At 44.3% G+C, this 17756-nt stretch carries 10 protein-coding genes; all 10 read left to right on the forward strand.

What is annotated here, in order from left to right; genetic code table 11:
- The first annotated feature begins 93 nt into the window (after positions 1–93).
- The gene (locus WC639_00060) at positions 94–1779 is read left to right on the forward strand and encodes a DUF2341 domain-containing protein (GenBank protein MFA6306194.1); all 1686 of its coding nucleotides are present in this window, start codon (positions 94–96) and stop codon (positions 1777–1779) included.
- A 222-nt stretch (positions 1780–2001) separates the two neighbouring features.
- Positions 2002–4188: a hypothetical protein gene (locus tag WC639_00065; protein ID MFA6306195.1), complete on the forward strand. Its 2187-nt coding sequence runs from the start codon at positions 2002–2004 to the stop codon at positions 4186–4188.
- A 32-nt stretch (positions 4189–4220) separates the two neighbouring features.
- Positions 4221–4820, forward strand: a complete 600-nt coding sequence (locus WC639_00070) for a DUF3800 domain-containing protein (protein MFA6306196.1) — start codon at positions 4221–4223, stop codon at positions 4818–4820.
- A gap of 320 nt (positions 4821–5140) precedes the next feature.
- Positions 5141–8593 carry a DUF2341 domain-containing protein gene (locus WC639_00075; GenBank protein MFA6306197.1) on the forward strand — a complete coding sequence of 1151 codons (3453 nt, stop codon included), beginning with the start codon at positions 5141–5143 and terminating at the stop codon, positions 8591–8593.
- A gap of 129 nt (positions 8594–8722) precedes the next feature.
- Positions 8723–9967, forward strand: coding sequence for an ATP-binding protein (locus WC639_00080; GenBank protein ID MFA6306198.1), 1245 nt, complete (start codon positions 8723–8725; stop codon positions 9965–9967).
- A gap of 19 nt (positions 9968–9986) precedes the next feature.
- Positions 9987–11816, forward strand: coding sequence for a LamG domain-containing protein (locus WC639_00085; GenBank protein MFA6306199.1), 1830 nt, complete (start codon positions 9987–9989; stop codon positions 11814–11816).
- A 154-nt stretch (positions 11817–11970) separates the two neighbouring features.
- Positions 11971–12801 (forward strand): Bro-N domain-containing protein, encoded by an 831-nt coding sequence (locus WC639_00090; protein MFA6306200.1) that lies wholly within the window; start codon positions 11971–11973, stop codon positions 12799–12801.
- Between the two features lie 18 nt (positions 12802–12819).
- A complete protein-coding gene (locus tag WC639_00095; GenBank protein MFA6306201.1) occupies positions 12820–13734 on the forward strand; it encodes a hypothetical protein in 915 nt (304 codons plus the stop codon).
- A gap of 228 nt (positions 13735–13962) precedes the next feature.
- A complete protein-coding gene (locus tag WC639_00100) occupies positions 13963–17259 on the forward strand; it encodes a LamG-like jellyroll fold domain-containing protein (GenBank protein MFA6306202.1) in 3297 nt (1098 codons plus the stop codon).
- A 53-nt stretch (positions 17260–17312) separates the two neighbouring features.
- Complete coding sequence (locus tag WC639_00105; GenBank protein ID MFA6306203.1) at positions 17313–17705, forward strand: four helix bundle protein; 393 nt, start codon at positions 17313–17315, stop codon at positions 17703–17705.
- Positions 17706–17756: the final 51 nt, after the last annotated feature.

The following is a 17756-nucleotide window of genomic DNA, read 5'->3' on the forward strand; positions in this document are numbered from 1 at the left end:
AATTGTTTTAGGAATCCGATTCCTTCGGAGGAATCGGATTCCTTCCGCCGCATACGGCCTTCTCGCAATGACAAATTGGGTTAAATTAAAAGCATGCTAAAATATTCAACAAAAATAATTATAATAGGAATTCTGGCGGTGATTTCGCTCACCGGCGGACTGCTGTATTTTAATTTCAGTAAAACCGCCGGCGATCCGGTTCAGGTTTTTAAAGATATTACCGAAACTAATATCGGCCTAAGCGTCCCGCCGCTAAAAATTTCCGATTTAAATATTAGTTTTCCTTTTACGGACGATAATCAAGGCGAGACGCTGATTATTAAGTCGGATAAAAAAACTTACTCTGATTTTAACGGCTCGGAGGTTTATCTAAGCGTGACCAACATCGGCGATCAAGAAGAAAACGCCGTTTTTCTGGCCTACTTTTCCAGATTTAACGGCGAGGTAGAGAATATTCAAAAATGGGACGGGGGAAAGTGGCAGGACCTGGATGTTTCGCGCGGCAATATTATAATCAATGATACTATTTTAAGCCGGGCTTTAGCCAAAAGAAAACCGATTCCCGCCGGCCTGGAGGTTAAAGGCGGCGCCAGATTCGCGGTTCTGCCAGGAGAGACTAATTATTTCCGCGCGGAGATTAAATATTATCCGGGGAGTAAAGGCGAATTTTGGCTGGAAGCTTTAGGTGACCGGGGCGGTTATGGTTTGCTTGATCCATGGTATAATTCTTCTTGGACCTACCGTAAACCACATACTATTAACGCGGCTACCGGCGCGGGTACGAATTATCAGGTTAAAATAACCGCGCATTATGGTTCGGGTTCGGACAGCGGCGGCGACGTTTATTTAGACAGCCACAGCCGGACTGATTTCGCCGACATTATGTTTACCGCCAGCGACGGTTCAACTCTTTTGGATTATTGGCAGGAATCAAAGACCGACAGCGACAACGCGGTTTTCTGGGTGCAGGTGGCGGCCGACTTAAGCACCGAAAACCAGGATATTTATATTTACTACGGCAACGCCGGCCAATCAACCAGCGCCTCCAACGGCTCAAACACTTTTTTATTTTTTGATGATTTTTCCGGCGATTTAAGCAAATGGACTATCGACGCGGAGAACACGGATAAAATAACCATAGTCAGCGGCGCCCTGCGCCATGACCCGGACAGCACGCAGACCAAGAATTCTTATTTTGATACCCGCTGTTATGTCACGACTTTATCGCTGACCGATTTTTCCCTTAATTACCGAACATATTTGGGCGGCGGCGCTAACAGGAAAATCCATCAGATGGGCTGGCGGACGGACGGCTTAACTTTTAATTCCGGCTATGCCTGGCGCAACCAAAATTCGGCGTCAGACGGCGGTTTTTTTAGATTCGCTTCCGGAGCTTGGACCTCAATCGGCACGGTTTACGGGCCGGTAGCCGCCGACACTTGGTATGCCATGAAAGTCAACGCCGTCGGCTCTAGCATGGAAGCTTTTATTAACGGCGCTTCAGTCAGAACCGTTACCGATGCCACGACGGCCGGCGGCAGCTTAACTTCCCATGTTCACGGGGTCAGCCTAGGGGCTAGCGATTATGTTTTGGTTGACGATGTTTATGTCCGCAAATTAGTAGCGACCGAGCCGGCGAATAGCGTTTGGGGCGGCGAAGAAACCGCTCCCGCGCCGGAAACGCCGGCCGCCGCGCCCAACCCCCAAGGCGTTAATATCCAGACCGATACGGTTTTTAAAGGCAATATGATTTTTAAAGCCGGCGCGCCGGTAGAGTAATAAGTTTTCAATTAATATGTCATTGCGAGCGTAGCGAAGCCTGCCTACCGGTAGGCAGGCAATCTCACGGACAATTTTACAGAATAAACCTTTATCGCAGGAACAATCTATAAATGTTTTAGGAATCCGATTCCTTCGGAGGAATCGGATTCCTTCCGCCGCATACGGCCTTCTCGCAATGACAAACAGCAAGATAGTCGCTCGCAATGACAAATAATTAGTATGAAAAAAACAGCTAGAACTAAAAAAAGAGTTAACTCAAAAAAAAGGGTAAATCTAGGAAAATATATAATCAGCCTGGCTGTTTTCGCCTTGGTTATCTCCGGTTTTTATTGGTTTTTTAACCGTGATTACCGCGACCCGCGGGTTTTAGGCGCCATGGAAAAGTTATTGCCAAGCATTAGCAAAAATATTCCCGAAATTTACACCCAAGCCGTTGAAGTGAGCTTCGGCGATAAAACGCTGGGCTTACAACCGCTGGCCGGCGAGCCGGTAAAAGTTAAGCGCCAAGACGTCCGCAGTATTTATGAAGAAGCTTATAAAAATACCGACGTTATTCAGACCGAATACCCTTATAAATTAAAAGAAGAGCTGGTTTTTTCAGCGCCCGGCCATCCTTTGATTTTTAAATATAACATTAAAAATTATCAAGATTTTATCATTGAAATAGACCGGGAAGGCAATGTTATTTTTTACGATAAAGAAAATTATAACACAGGTAAAGACTTGGCGAAAGTTTTTACCATTCCCACTCCGTTTATAGAAGATAAAGTCGGCCAGCGCTCTTTTTCCGCGGTAACTACGACGGTCGCCGGCGGATTATTAACGATCGCGATTGATGAAAACTGGCTCGTAAAAGCAAAATACCCCATCACCCTAGACCCGACCGTGGAAATCAATATTTTAAACCTTTACTCTCATCCGCAACAAGGCGATAACTGGGAAGTGGAATTCACCACCAAAGGCACGGCTGATTTAAAAATTATTCCCGAAGACCAGGCCACGATTGACGACGATGAATTTATTTCTCTTAGCTGCAACGGGGAAACAAGAATTCCCCAGATTCTGGCCGGGGATATAATTTATTATCCAAACTGGCAATGCTTGCCTCGCCAAAGCGGAGCGCCGGCGGGCGCCGGCGTCGGCAAAGTCGTGCACCGGACGTTAAAAGCCGGCAAGCATACTTTAAGGTTTGAGTTTGGCGATTCAGCCAAGCCCGAAGAGCTGATTACGGTTTGGGCGTATAATGATCCGGGAGATCCATGGTATAATTCCGCTTGGGGCTACAGAATAAAAATTACCGCTCTTAACGCCAAAGTTGACGCTGATCTGGAAAATTTCCCGGTTTACGTTAATTTAGACGATTTGCCGGACGCGACTTTTTGGGCGCATGTTAAAACCGCTTGCGCCGACGTCAGAATCACCAAGACTGACGGAACAGCTGAACTGCCCAGAGAAATCGTCTCTTGCGATACGAGCGCGAAAACCGGAGAAATGCATTTTAAGGCCGATGCTCTAGCCGACTCAACCGACACTGATTTTTATATTTATTACGGCAACGCGGACGCCACCGAACCGGTGGCTAACGCGGTTTATGGTCCGCAGAATGTTTGGACCAACAGCTATCAGGCGGTTTATCATTTGCAACAAGATCCCAGCGGCAACGGCGCGGATGCCATTAAAGACAGCACCGCGAATGCCTATCATGCCACTCCGTCCGGCTCTCCGGTAAATGGCGCGGGTAAACTGACCGGCAACGGCGTTGTTTTCGGGGGAGATAATGATCAATTAATAGATGCTGACCAATTATGGCCTAATGCTAATAACAATATTACGATTTCCATGTGGAATAATGAGGCCTCGGCGGATGGCGGGCAAAATTCATCAATTGTTTGGTATACGAATTCCGGCAATGAAAGAATCGGCGCGCACGCGCCTTGGTCAAATGTTACGTATTGGGATTTTGGAACTTGCTGTACCGATAGCCGCATCTCCGGCGATTATACTCCTTATGATGATAAATATTCGCTTTTGCATTATGTTTCCAACGGCAGCGCCAATAAAATTATTTATATAGACGGAGTTTCGCGCTATAGCAATATGTCAGCCGCGGATAATCCGGGCGTTGATTTAGTCGGACTTGGCATCGGTTCAGGCATTAATCAAATGTGGCATAAGGGAACCGTGGATGAAGTTAGAATAGCGACTACTACCAGAGCGTCTACCTGGATTTCCACCGAATACAACAACCAAAATTCACCGGCAACTTTTTATGGCTTAGATACTGAAGAAGCGGCGCCGGCGACGGAAACGCCGGCCGCCGCGGTTAATCCCCAAGGCATCAATATCCAGACCGATACGGTTTTTAAAGCCAATATGATTTTTAAAACCGGGGAGCCGGTGGAGTAGAATAAAAGTTGAAAGTTATAAAGTTAAAAGTTATGACAATAAATAACCAGAAAATTTACGCCTATGTTGACGAAACCGGGCAAGACGCGGGATCGGAATTTTTTATTGTGGTAACGGTAACAAGCGATAAAGATCAGCAGTTTTTGCGAGACGCGCTGGTAAACATAGAATTATTAGCGGGCACCGGCCGTTTAAAATGGCATAAATCCCGCCATGAGCGAAGAATGAAATATTTAGAAATGGTATTGCGAAAAAGAATCGGACAGGGAGAGGTATTTTTTGGAAAATATAAAAAACCGCTGCCTTATTTTTTCCCCATGCTGGAAACCATAAAACAAGCGATTATTAAAAAGGCGGCCGGAGATTACCGCGCTATTGTTACTGTTGACGGCATTGATAAAAAGAAAGCCGCGGAACTTACTAACGCTTTGAGAATTGGCGGATTAAAATTGAAAACGGTCCGCGGCAAAAGAGACGAGAGCGAACCGTTGATCCGCTTGGCCGATATGTGGGCGGGGTGCATTCGGGACGCGTTTTTTACCGGAGGACAGGCGAAAATATTTTACGAGCAAGCGACGCAAACCGGATATTTGATTAAAATTGATCAAAACAAAAACCCCTTACGGGGTTAGAGTTAGAGTATCTCGGCTATTCCCGATAAATCGGGACCAATCTCTGCCATACGGACAGGCCTTCGCCGAGGCTTATTATCAATATAGCATATTAAAACAGTTTGTCAAGAGTAATAAAGGGTATTGTCGTTGCGAGCCGACAGTAGTCGGCGCGGTAATCCCACTGACAATTTTACAGAATAAACCTTTATCGCGGGAACAATCTATAAATTTAACAAATAGTTCGTGAGATTGCCGCGCTCCCTCCGGTCGCTCGCAATGACAAAAAAGAGATTGCTTCGTCGGCCGAGTACGGCCTTCTCCCAATGACAAATTAAAATATGAAGATTAAAAGAATAAAATTAAATAGTCAAAAGATTGTTTTAGGAATCCGATTCCTTCGGAGGAATCGGATTCCTTCGGCCGCTTTGGCCGCCTTGCTTATCTTCGCTTTGGCAGGAAGCTATTTTTTATTTTTTAAAAGTACTGCCGTGGAGGCCGGCTGGTGGAACGATTCGTGGCAGTACCGCAAAGCCATTAATATTACTAATGATTCGGGAGCCGAGCTCGTAGATTTTCAGACTTTGGTTTTAAGCGCGGTTAATTTGTCCGCCGATATCACCGCCGGGAAAATTCGCGCGGATTTAGGCGATCTGCGCTTTGTTAATTATTTGGGCGAGGTTTTGCCTTACTGGATTGAAGATATTACCGCTACGACCACGGTTAACGCCTGGGTTAAGGCGCCCAGCTTGCCTGCCGGCGGCGCGACTATCTATATGTATTACGGCAATCCGTCGGCCACGAGCGCGCAAAATCCGAGTAATATTTTTCCGTTTTTTGACGATTTTAATTCTTCTTTAGATACGGCTAAATGGACGGCCACGGGCGCTTATTCAATTTCCGGCGGCGCCATGACGATTACCACCGGCGCGGTTTATACCAACAGCCAGATTTTAGCCACGGCGCAAAATTATATTTATGAATATAAAGCCAAATGGGCGGCCACGGGCTCCGGCTATGCCGGTTTGGAAATCGCGGGCGCGCAAACTACTTATGGCAGTAACAGTCCGGCTAATAAACTAGCTTATTTTATGACTAACGGCGGCGCTTTAGACAATCAGGCCTGGGCGGGCGATGGAACGGTCACTTCATATAATATTGTCAGCGGGGTTACGCAATACACGGTTACGGCTAATACTTATTATATAGACGGTTTTTCCGTTGATGCTTCCAATATCAGATATTATCATAATCGCAGCCAAACCAATCCTTACGCCGGCACCTGGACTTCGGCGCCTTATCTTTGGCTTGGTTATTTTACCGGCGCGGGCGCGGGCACGACCGATACTCGCGACTTAACCGTGGATTGGGTTTTAGCCAGAAAATACGCTTCAACCGCGCCGACCGCCGCGGCGCCGGCGACCGAAGAAGTTGCCGCCGGCCCGGTTGCTTATTGGTCCTTAGACGACGGGCAGGGCATCACGGCGCAGGACGGCACTACTAATAAAAATAATGGCACGCTGACAAATATGTCCGCCACCGCCTCTTCCACTTCCGGCTGGCAGACGGAAGATAATTGTATCGCGGGAAAATGCTCGGCGTTTGATGGGGGGAATGATTATGTGGATATAGGCAATAGCAATATATTAAAACCATCACTACCAATTACTGTGTCCGTATGGGTAAAGTTAAAAGTTAATAATGTTTATCAAGGTATTTTAATGAATGACGATTATTATTCGGATAGTAGCGGTAATTATTATGGAATTGAGGTTGATATAAGCAATAGCGGTAAATTACGAGCAAGTTTTGGAGACGGAGCCGGTAATAGTCTGTCAAACCGTCGTACTAAAACAGGAACAACAGCTTTATTAACAAATATTTGGTATCATCTTACTTTCGTCATTAGAGGTGCTAATGACATGAGTTTATATATAAATGGTGTTGATGATGGGGGCACTTATGAAGGAAGTGGCGGTGTATTAGCTTATAGTTCCGCAAGTGGCCGCATAGGAGAAATGGATAGTAATTTTCACATTAATGGTAAAATCGACGAGGTAAAAGTTTATCCATATTCCCGCACGGCGGCACAGATTAAAATGGATTATAATGTCGGACTGGCCGGGATGAGCGGAGCATCTGCCGGAGACGGCGCGGCTGTTTCCATCGGTAAAAAATCTAGCGCCTGGCTGAGTAATGGGTTGGTGGCTTGGTGGAAAATGGATGAAACCGCCACGACTTCCGGAGCGATTGATTATTCGGGCAATGGCAATACCGGAACCTACATAAACACGGCTTCCACCACGGCCGGCTATTTTGGCAATGGCGGAAGCTTTGACGGGGTGGATGATTATGTTTCAATTCCTGATAACGGAACAATTTTAGATTTTAACGCCACCAGCCAATATACTTGGTCAAGCTGGATAAAAAATGCCAGTACGACTTCAGGCACTTCGTGCTTTTTGTCTAAAGATGGGATTCCGGTATCAAAAATAGTGGGATTTAATTTATGTTTAAATCAAACCGACAGTACGGCCGACGTAGTTGTTTGCAAAGGAAATGGAGCGTGGGAACTTAATTGTTCCAGCGGGTTAGGCTTAAATATTGCGGTTAACGAATGGAATAATATTGCTATAACTTATGACGGAGCCACCAATTGGGGGATTTATAAAAACGGCAGTTTAATGGGAACGATTAATTTCGCGGTTGATTCAGATACTTCGTATAAATATTTCATTGGCGCCGGAGTGGATACAACAAACACAGGAGTTCAAACCCCAGAACATTTTTTCAAAGGCTCTGTTGACGATGTTCGGGTTTATAACCGCCTGCTTTCTAATCGTGAAGTCAGCGATTTATATAACTACGCCCCCGGGCCGATAGCCTATTGGAAGATGGATGAGCGCAACGGCCAGTATGCTTATGATAATTCGGGCAATGGGAATAATGCGACCTTGGGCGCCTCCGCCGTGAGCGGCTCCGACGACCCGGCTTGGGCCAATGGAAAATTCGGCGCCGGGCTGAAGTTTGACGGGGTGGATGATCGGGTAAGCGTAGAAGATAGCGATAGCACGGATATCGGTTTCTCCAATTTAACTATTTCTTTTTGGATGAAAAACAACAATGTTTCTTCTTTACAGAGGATAATAGCTAAATTGGCGACTAATGCGTCAGGGGCAGGATATTTCGTATCAACGGTTGGCGCCGGCAATCAGTTATATTTTCAGGCGCAAGACGGAGTTAATTCGCTTAATCCGGTTTTCAATCCGTATTTAAAAATTGATAATTTATGGCATTATGTTTCGGTTACTTTGGATCGGTCAATCTCCAGCGGAGTTAAATTTTATTTTGACGGAGTATCGCAGACTTGTAATAGTAATTGTTCTTATAACGCGACTTTATTGGGTAATATTTCCAATTCTTTAAAGCTGGCGCTAGGGAATAGAAGCGCAACCGATCCTGGTCTTCCTATGAATGGTTCTCTTGACGATGTTAAAATTTACAACTACGCCCGGACGCAAAAGCAAATTATTGAAGACATGAATGCCGGGCATCCGGCCGGAGGCAGTCCGGTTGGTTCGCAAACCGTTTATTATAAATTTGACGAAGGTTATGGCGCGACGGCTAATAATTCGGGCAACGGCGGAGCAACTTTAAACGGAACTTTAACTCCGGGCGGCGGAGGAGCTAACGATACGGCCGCCAAAATGTGGGATAACGCCGGAAAGTTCGGCAAAGGGGTAGAGTTAGACGGGACGGATGATTATATCAGCGTGCCGAATTTTACGTATTAATCCTTTCGTAGCATATTACGAATAGAATATGATTAATTCGTGGCGGGCATTTGACAGGAGTTTCTAAATAGTATATATTACCAATGTTGATAAAATTAAAATATCAACATTAATAATGTTGATAAATTTATGATAAATTCAAGCCTTTTGGAAAAAGTAATCATGGATCAAGCCCGAACATTCAAAGAAAAAGACGCCGGAATCGGCCGGGACGTTGATTTTGAGCAATATCTAAAAACCAAACATATAACAGTAATTTCCGGAATCAGAAGAAGCGGAAAGTCCACGCTGCTCAAGCAATTTTCAGAGCGTTATTCATCTTTTTATTATCTTAATTTTGATGACGAGCGGCTGATCGGTTTTTCCGTATCCGACTTTCAAACCCTGATGGTAATGTTTCAAAAACTTTTTCCTGCCAATGTGATTTTGCTTGACGAGATTCAAAATGTGCCAAAATGGGAGCGTTTCGCCCGTAGAATCTTTGAAGAAGGATATAAAATATATCTAACCGGTTCCAACGCCAAACTTTTAAGTTCCGAGCTGGCCACTCATCTCACCGGAAGATACCTGAAATTGGAGCTTTATCCCTTTTCTTTCAAGGAATTTTTAAGCTTCCATAATTTTTCTTATCGCGGGCTAACTTCAAAAAAAGAAGCCGGAATATTGAGGCATTTTGAGCATTTTATTCAAGCAGGAGGATTCCCTGAATTTGTGACGAGCGGCCGGCGGGAAATTATGGAGCAGATTTTTGAGGATATAGTTTATCGCGACTTAATTGCCCGTTTTAAGATTAGGGAAACAAAAAATTTCAAACTGCTGGTTAATTATGTGTTTACGAATTTTACCGGTGAAGCAAGCTATAATTCCATAAAAAATATTCTTGAATTCAAAAGCACCACTTCAGTGAAAAATTATATTGATTTTATTCAGGAAAGCTACTTGGCCTTTGAGCTTTTTAAGTATGATTATTCGCTGAAAAAGCAATATGTATCCAATAAGAAAATTTATGTAATTGATAACGGCCTGCGCAACGCGGTAGCTTTTTCCAATTCTCCTGATACGGGAAAATTATTGGAAAATACGGTGTTTTTGGAATTAAAAAGGCGCGGCGAAGAAATATATTATTACAAAGGAAAAAATGAATGCGATTTTATTACCAGGCAGGGCATGAAAATCAGCGAAGCGATTCAGGTGACGAAGAATATTGATCGCGATAATGAAAAGAGGGAACTTGAAGGCCTTTTAGAGGCCATGGAAAAATTTAAGTTGAAAAAAGGCTTGATTATAACGGAAAATCAGGAAGAAGGCAAAATTGTTAAAAGCAAAAAAATTAAAATAATTCCGGCCTGGAAATGGCTTTTGGAAAAAAAATAAAATTGATAATTATTAAAAAATGAATTCAAAATTCAAAATCAAAAATTATTTATTTTTAGCAATAATATTGGTTGCTTGTTTTGGCTTTTTTCATCCGGCCCAAGCAACATCAGGCAGAGGAAGTTTTTCAGCAAGTATTTTTGTTAATCCTTCCGGTTCAATAGCTTCAAAAGCCATAATCGGCAAAGCGGAAGAATTCAGAATGGCGACTGACGCGAACGGATTTCCTCTCTGCCAAGGAAAGTTTATGAGCAGCTGGGTAGCGGCCGCTACTTCTTCTATCGCGATTTCAATCGGGCAGTGGTCTCAAATCACTTGCGTATTTAATACAACGGATTTAAAAATTTATGTTAATGGAATACTCGCGGGGACGCAAGCGATCAGCGGAATTCCAGTAACTGCTAATGTTTGGAAAATCGGCAAGGACGACAGCGCGGGGACGCCTTACGGAATTTTAGCCGGCTTAGTGGACGAATATAAATTTTATAGTTATTCATTAACCGCTGACGAAATTAAAATTGATTATAATAAAAACGCGGCGCTAAAACTCGGTTCGTATTCCACCGATGTTAACGGCGTAGCCTCGTCTTCGGCCTCGGCGATTTATTGCGTGCCGGGTTCAACCGATCCGTGCGCGCCGCCGGTCGGGGAATGGAAGTTTGAAGAAGGTTCGGGGCAAAGCGCGCAAGATACGAGCGGGAACGGAAATACGGGAACTTTGGGTACCGTCTCTACACCCGATTCGGCAGATCCGGTTTATGCTAATGGAAAAGTCGGCAAGGGGTTGAAGTTTGATGGGGCGGATGATTATGTGGATGTGGGTGATATAACGGACGGCCTAAGTCAAGTTACTATATGTGCATGGGCAAAATCCGCTGTAGCAGATTTTGGAAGGGAGATGTCTATTGCCAGAGAATCTGCACAAATCAATCTTCAGAGGAGAGATGATAGTAATCAACAGTTTTATTTTTTAGTTTATAATGATAGCACGTCCGTTGCTGCATTGGGAGATACCTTTTATACGGATACTAATTGGCATTATGTTTGTGGAGTTTACAATGGAGCTACTGTCGATTTATATGTTGACGGAAAAGACGATGAAGCCGCAGTTAATTCTTTAACTGGAACTGTTAGGAGCACAGTTGCGAATTTACAGATATCTGGATCTGATTTTTGGAGCGGAATGCTTGACCAAGCCCGCGTTTACAACTACGCCCGGACGCCGGCACAAATCGCTTGGGAATATAATCAAGGCGCGCCTGTCGGGCATTGGAAAATGGACGAATGCCAGGGCGGGGTGATCCATGATTCTTCGCCTAATAAAAATAACGGCCAACTCTATATCGGCACGGGTGGCACGCAAACCGCCACCGGCACCTGCCAAACCGCCGATACGGTTTGGGGCAATGGCGCTTCGGGAAAACGAAACGCCTCGCTTAATTTTGATGGGAGTGATGATTATGTAAATCAGCCCACTTCCGTGAGCGGCGTGCAATCGGTTAGTTTTTGGGCTTATCCGACTTCTAATTCTCAATCATTTCTTCAGCTAACCGGCGGCGCTGGGGCGAAGATAATAACTTCAAGCAATGGAACAGTGAGCGCGAATGGATTTGCCAGCCCGACAATTTATGTCAACGGCATAGCTAACGGAAAAGTTTTGGCTAGCACCTGGAATTATATTACCGTTACTACCGGCACCGCTATTACCGCTAATGCTATTAAATTGGGCCTAGTTGGCGCTACCTATTATTCAGGTAAATTGGATGATATCCAGATTTTTAATTACACCCTAACTCCGGTGCAGATTAAAAATTTATATACCGGCGGGGCGGTAAGGTTTGGGCAGTAGAGGAATTGGATTCCTTTAAAGGAATCCAATTCCTGAACCGGCGGCGCGGTCAGATTCGGGAATTAAATCCCCCTAGCCCCCTTTGCTAAAGGGGGCAAGAAAAGAGGGAGGAGCGGTGAGGTTTGGAAATAAAATAAAAAATGATAAAAATTTTATGAAAAAAAATAAAAAAATCGCGATTTTTGAAGGACAGAAAATTCGCCGAATTTGGGATGAAAATAAAGAATTATGGTATTTTTCCGTGGTGGATGTTGTTGAAGTTTTAACTGACAGCGTGGATGCTCGAGATTATTGGTATAGGATGAAGATTAGAGTGAAAAATGAGGATGGAATTGAGTTGTCGACAATTTGTCGACAACTGAAATTAATAGCTAATGACGGCAAATATTATTTAACTGATGTTGCTGACACGGAAGGGATATTTAGAGTCATCCAATCAATACCCTCGCCTAAAGCCGAGCCGTTTAAATTATGGCTGGCTAGAATCGGCTATGAGCGGGTTGAAGAAACCGAAGATCCGGAAAAAGGCATTCAAAGGGCTATGGCCACCTATCTTAAAAAAGGCTATTCTAAAGAATGGGTGGACTTGCGCTTAAAGAGCATGGAAATCAGAAAAGATTTAACCAATGAATGGGATAAGCGAGGCGTTAAAACGTCCGATGAATTCGCAATTTTGACCGACGATATAACTTTCGCCTGGGCCGGGCTGAAAATAAAGGATTATAAAAAACATAAAGATTTAAAGAAAGAAAATTTACGGGACAATATGACTAATTTGGAATTAGTTTTAAATATGCTGGCCGAAACCGCGACCGCGGAAATTTCCAAAAAGCGCCAGCCTAAAAATTTTCCGGCCAATCGCAGGGTAGCGAGAGAGGGCGGCGGCATTGCCGGAACGGCGAGAAAACAAATTGAAGCTAAAACCGGACAGCCGGTAATTTCCAATGCCAATTTTCAAGCGCGAAAAAAGCTGTTGAAAAAATAATAACTAATTTATAAATATATGCAAAAAATAATAAATTTCCTCAAGTACAACAACGCCGCGGTTATAATCCTCGCGATTATTTTAATCCTCGGCGGCGGCGCGCTCGCGGCCGGCCCGGAAAATATCGGGGTTAAACAGACCAGCGTAGAAGGCACGGACAATACGCTGCTACTTTCGGCTGATTTAAGCGCGTTTAATATGGATTTTAAAATTGAAAAAATTGAGCAGGATGAAAATTATTATTACGCGACCTATAGCTATTTGGATTTAACGGTTATAGACAGCGCCTGGCAATACCAGCTAAGCTCAAAAACGCAAAAAATCAGCAAAAAAATCAGAGAAGATTTAGGCGTTTATCTGGCCAAGTTTTTAGCCAAGCATTACCAGGCGCGGGTTAGAGAGCTAAAGCAGGCTAAAGCCGAAGCCGAGTCGTTAGGCGAACAAAGACGAATAGAAGTCACGGAATACAGCGGCTTAATCGGTTTAACCCTTGATTTAGCGGCTAAAGTTTTTCCCGGCTACGAGCCGATAGTGAAAACAGAATTGCCCGCGCCGGAATTCAACCTGCCCGACTTTAACGCCGACGCGCCGGAGAACAGCCCGGCGGATAATTTAACGCAGATTTATAACGATTACATAGCCGCGCATCCGGAAATTTTTACCACGCCGATGCCGGACGATACGGCCAGCGGCACGCCGGAGACGGTCGTTCCGGAAGATACTACCGTTCCGGACGAGACCGTAACTCCGGAAACCCCGCCTGAATCTGAAACTCCGATCATCCCCGAGCCGGACAGCGTGGACATTATTGAATTGCCGGTTGAGGAGCCGGCGAGCGAAACTCCAGTAGCCGAGCCTGCGCCTGAAGCACCGGTATCAGAAAGTGAAACAGCGCCGGCGGAAAACGCGGCGCCCAGCGAACCGGCGGAATAGTTGTATTTATGTCATTGCGAACCCCGTAATCGGGGTGAAGCAATCCCACGGACAATTTTATAGAGTAAATTTTTATAGCAGGAACAATCTATAAATGTTTTAGGAATCCGATTCCTTCGGAGGAATCGGATTCCTTCCGCCTTCCTTCCGCCGCATACGGCCTTCTCGCAATGACAAAAAGAGATAAGCTCGCAATGACAAAAGAGAAGTTCGCGATGGCAGATAAATATGAAATTAAAAAAACTGAAAAATTTTTTCAAGCCTAAAAAAACCGCTATTATAGCGGCGGTTTTGCCTTGTTTGCTTATCGCCATATTGGGAAGCCTGGTTTATTGGAGCGTAACCGGCCAAAATGACAAAACCGCTTTTAATTTCGCCCTGCCCGCGACTTACGACCAGCCGATAAGAATAACTTTAGCCGGCCGGGAGCTTCTAATTTCTCCTCTAGGCAACGTTGCCTCGGCTAAAGCCGAGACTGATAAAGATAATAGTAATATCATCAGATACCTAGACGCTTTTACCAATACGGATATCGTCCAGACAAAATATGCCAACAAACTCAAAGAAGATATTATTTTAAAACAGCCGGGCCATCCGGAAATTTTTGAATATCAAATCAATGTTCAGTTATACGATTTCATAAAAAGCGAGTCGGGCGATTTTGTTTTTTATCAAAAAGGCAAAAGCGGCGAGGAGCTGTATAAGCTTTTTACCATTCCGGCGCCATTTTTAGTTGACGCGGACGGAATAAAAAGTTCGCTTAACGACGTGGAAACTTTTTTAACCGGCGACGGCCGGCTGACTTTAAAACCCAGCGTTGAATGGCTAACCAAAGCTAAGTATCCGGTGATTTTAGATCCGACCATAGAAATCAGCATAATAAATGTTCATTCCCATCCGGCTCAAGGCGAAAACTGGACGGTTGAATTTAAAACCCAAGGCGCGGGTGATTTAAAAATTATTCCTAATGATCAAGCGACCATAGACGACGATGAATTCGTGTCTTTGAGCTGTGGGACCGAAAAACGCGATGCGCAAATTTTAGCAGGAGATATTATTTTTTATCCAAATTGGTCGTGCGGTGAAACAGCGACAGTTATTCACTATACCAAAAAAGCCGGCCAGCATACTTTAAGATTTGAGCTCGGGGAGCAGATTGCCTTCGCCTATAATCAGTCCCTTCCTGCCGACCCCGTCCACTCCAAAACCGAAACCTTAAGGCCGAACGGCGCGGGCAGCGAAACGGCCATTACTAATCAATTTCCTGCTTCCGGCGAGCATTGGGACAAGATTGATGAAACGACGGCGGATGATGATAGTACTTATGTCATGACAGGCGGTTCCTGGCAAAGAGATCTTTATGCTTTGCCAAATCATGCTAGCTCGGGGAGAATCAATTATGTCAAGATTTACGCGCGCTTGAAAAATAATTTAGGTTCCGCTTCTAACGGTAAAATTTCTATCAGAACAAATGGTACTGCTTATGATTCCAGCGCCTATCCCCTTACAACCAGTTGGGCAAATTATTCCAATACTTGGGCAACGAACCCGCAGACCGGCAAGGTCTGGACTTGGGCTGAAATAGACGCGCTTGAAGCCGGTGTTTCCCTGAATAGCGCAAGCATACTTAAAGGCCAGCCGATTTTAATGGCCGACGGCAGCCAGAAAAATATTGAAGACGTAAAAATTGGCGATGAAGTGATGTCATATAATTTGGATTTAAAAAAAGCTGAACCGGACAAAGTTGTTGGGCTGGGGGGCGGCTCGCATGATGACTACCTTGTTTTTAACGGCACCTTAAAAACTTCACTGAACCATGTTATTTGGACGACCAGCGGCTATAAGCCGGCGGAAGAGATAAAAGTCGGCGACTGGCTTTTAAATTCCGCGGGCGAGGAAGTTGAAGTTCGGCAAATAGAATATGTTAAAGAAAAAGTTGACACCTATGATTTAACCATAGAAAAAAATCATAATTTTTTCGTCAGCAATTATTTGGTTCATAATCGTGATATTATCAGTGGACTTGCCACGCAAGTTTATGTGGAAGTTGGTTATACGCCGACGACGCAAATCAACTCGCCGCTTTCCGGACGATTTAAAGATTCGTCGCTGGTCGGCTACTGGAGTTTTGACGGCGCGGATATGAGCTGGGGGTCTACTACGGCCGAAGCGCTGGACCGTTCGGGCAATAGCAACAACGGCAATGTGATTGGTTTTGACAGTAAATCCACGGCCTCGGGCATTTCCGGCCAAGCGTTAAGTTTTGACGGGGTGGATGATTATGTGGATGCGGGAGCAAACAGTATTACAGGCAGCAATCCATTTACTTTGGCGGCTTGGCTAAAAAAAGGAGGTGTTCAGCCGGATGGTTACGGCTTAGCTGTTTTTATTGGAGATGCTTCCTCTGACCAATCTGCTTGGATTGGTTGGTGCAGTACCGCCCAGCATGGAACCGCTAATTCAATCGGCGGCGGTTTTTACGGCACGAATTATGGTTCCGGTATTACTGACAGTGATTGGCATTATGTGGTTCAAACTTTTGCCGGCGGAAGCAATGGAGCGGTTGTTTTATATGTTGACGGCGTGCCGAAAGTAAATGATAACATGACTCCAAATTTACAAAATACCTCGGTCAGATTTGGTAAGACCAATACAGGGACAGCGTATTCTTATAATGGTTTTGTTGACGACGTCCGCATTTACAATCGTGCTTTGTCGCCTGCGGAAATTTCCGAACAATACCGCGCCGGCTCGGCGCGGATGAAAGTTAATTCTCCGGCGCCGGCGGTCGCCGATACCGCTAGTTCATTGGTCGGCTATTGGAGTTTTAATGGCGCGGATATGAACTGGGGATCTACTACGGCCGAATCACTAGACCGGAGCGGAAATAATAATAACGGCGATGTGCTTAATTTTGACAGCAAGTCCACGGCCTCGGGCATTTCCGGCCAGGCGCTAAGTTTTGACGGGGTGAATGATTATGTTTCAATTTCTGATAACGGAACGGTTTTAGATTTTACTAATACCAGCCAATATACTTGGTCAAGCTGGATAAAAAATGCCAGCACAACTTCGGGGATTTCATGCTTTTTGTCAAAAGATTTTGGAGCCACGGGGAAAACAGCGGGATTTAATTTATGTTTAAATCAGACCGGCAGTACAGCGGACGTTGTAATTTGCAAAGGAAATTCATCTTTTGCGTTAGATTGCTCCAGCGGATTAGGATTAAATATCCCGGTTAACCAGTGGAATAATATTTCCATTACTTATGATGGAGCTTCTAATTGGGGAATCTATAAAAACGGTAGCTTTAGGGGAAATGTTAGTTTTGCGGTAACATCTGATACTTTATATAAATATTTTATTGGCGCAGGAGTAGATACGATAAGTATCGCAGGTCAAACCCCAGAATATTTTTTTAAGGGTTCTATTGACGACGTTCGGGTTTATAACCGCACCCTTACGGCTGATGAAATTTTGCAATTGTATAATTTTGGCGCGAGAAGGGCGGAGGTTAGGCAGTAATAAAATTAATTTTCTAATTCCTAATCAATTTTAATAATAAATCCCAAACCCCAATGACCAATGACCAAGCAAATCCCAATGGCATAAAACCCAAAGCAAAATACGATTTAGAAGAAAGAACAGCTAAATACGCGGAAGCAATAATAGATTTTTCAAGAAAACTGCCGCAAGATACTATCAGCCGGCCATTGATAAATCAAATAATCAGATCAGGAACCAGCATAGGAGCAAACTACAGCGAGGCGGATGAAGCCAGCTCTAAAAAAGATTTTTTAAATAAGATTGCCATAGCTAAAAAAGAAACAAAAGAAACTAAATATTGGTTAAGGATTATCGCTCATGCGTTACCGCAATATAAAGATGAGGCCAGAATATTATGGCGGGAAGCCCAGGAATTAAATTTAATTTTTGCCGCTATAACCAGGAACTGTAAAAATAAAAATTAGGATTTAGGGTTTATGATTTTATTGGTCATTGGGGTTTGGTTGTTGGGATTT

The organism is Patescibacteria group bacterium (genome assembly GCA_041662965.1).
GTDB lineage: Bacteria > Patescibacteriota > Patescibacteriia > Patescibacteriales > GWC2-42-12 > JACPHD01.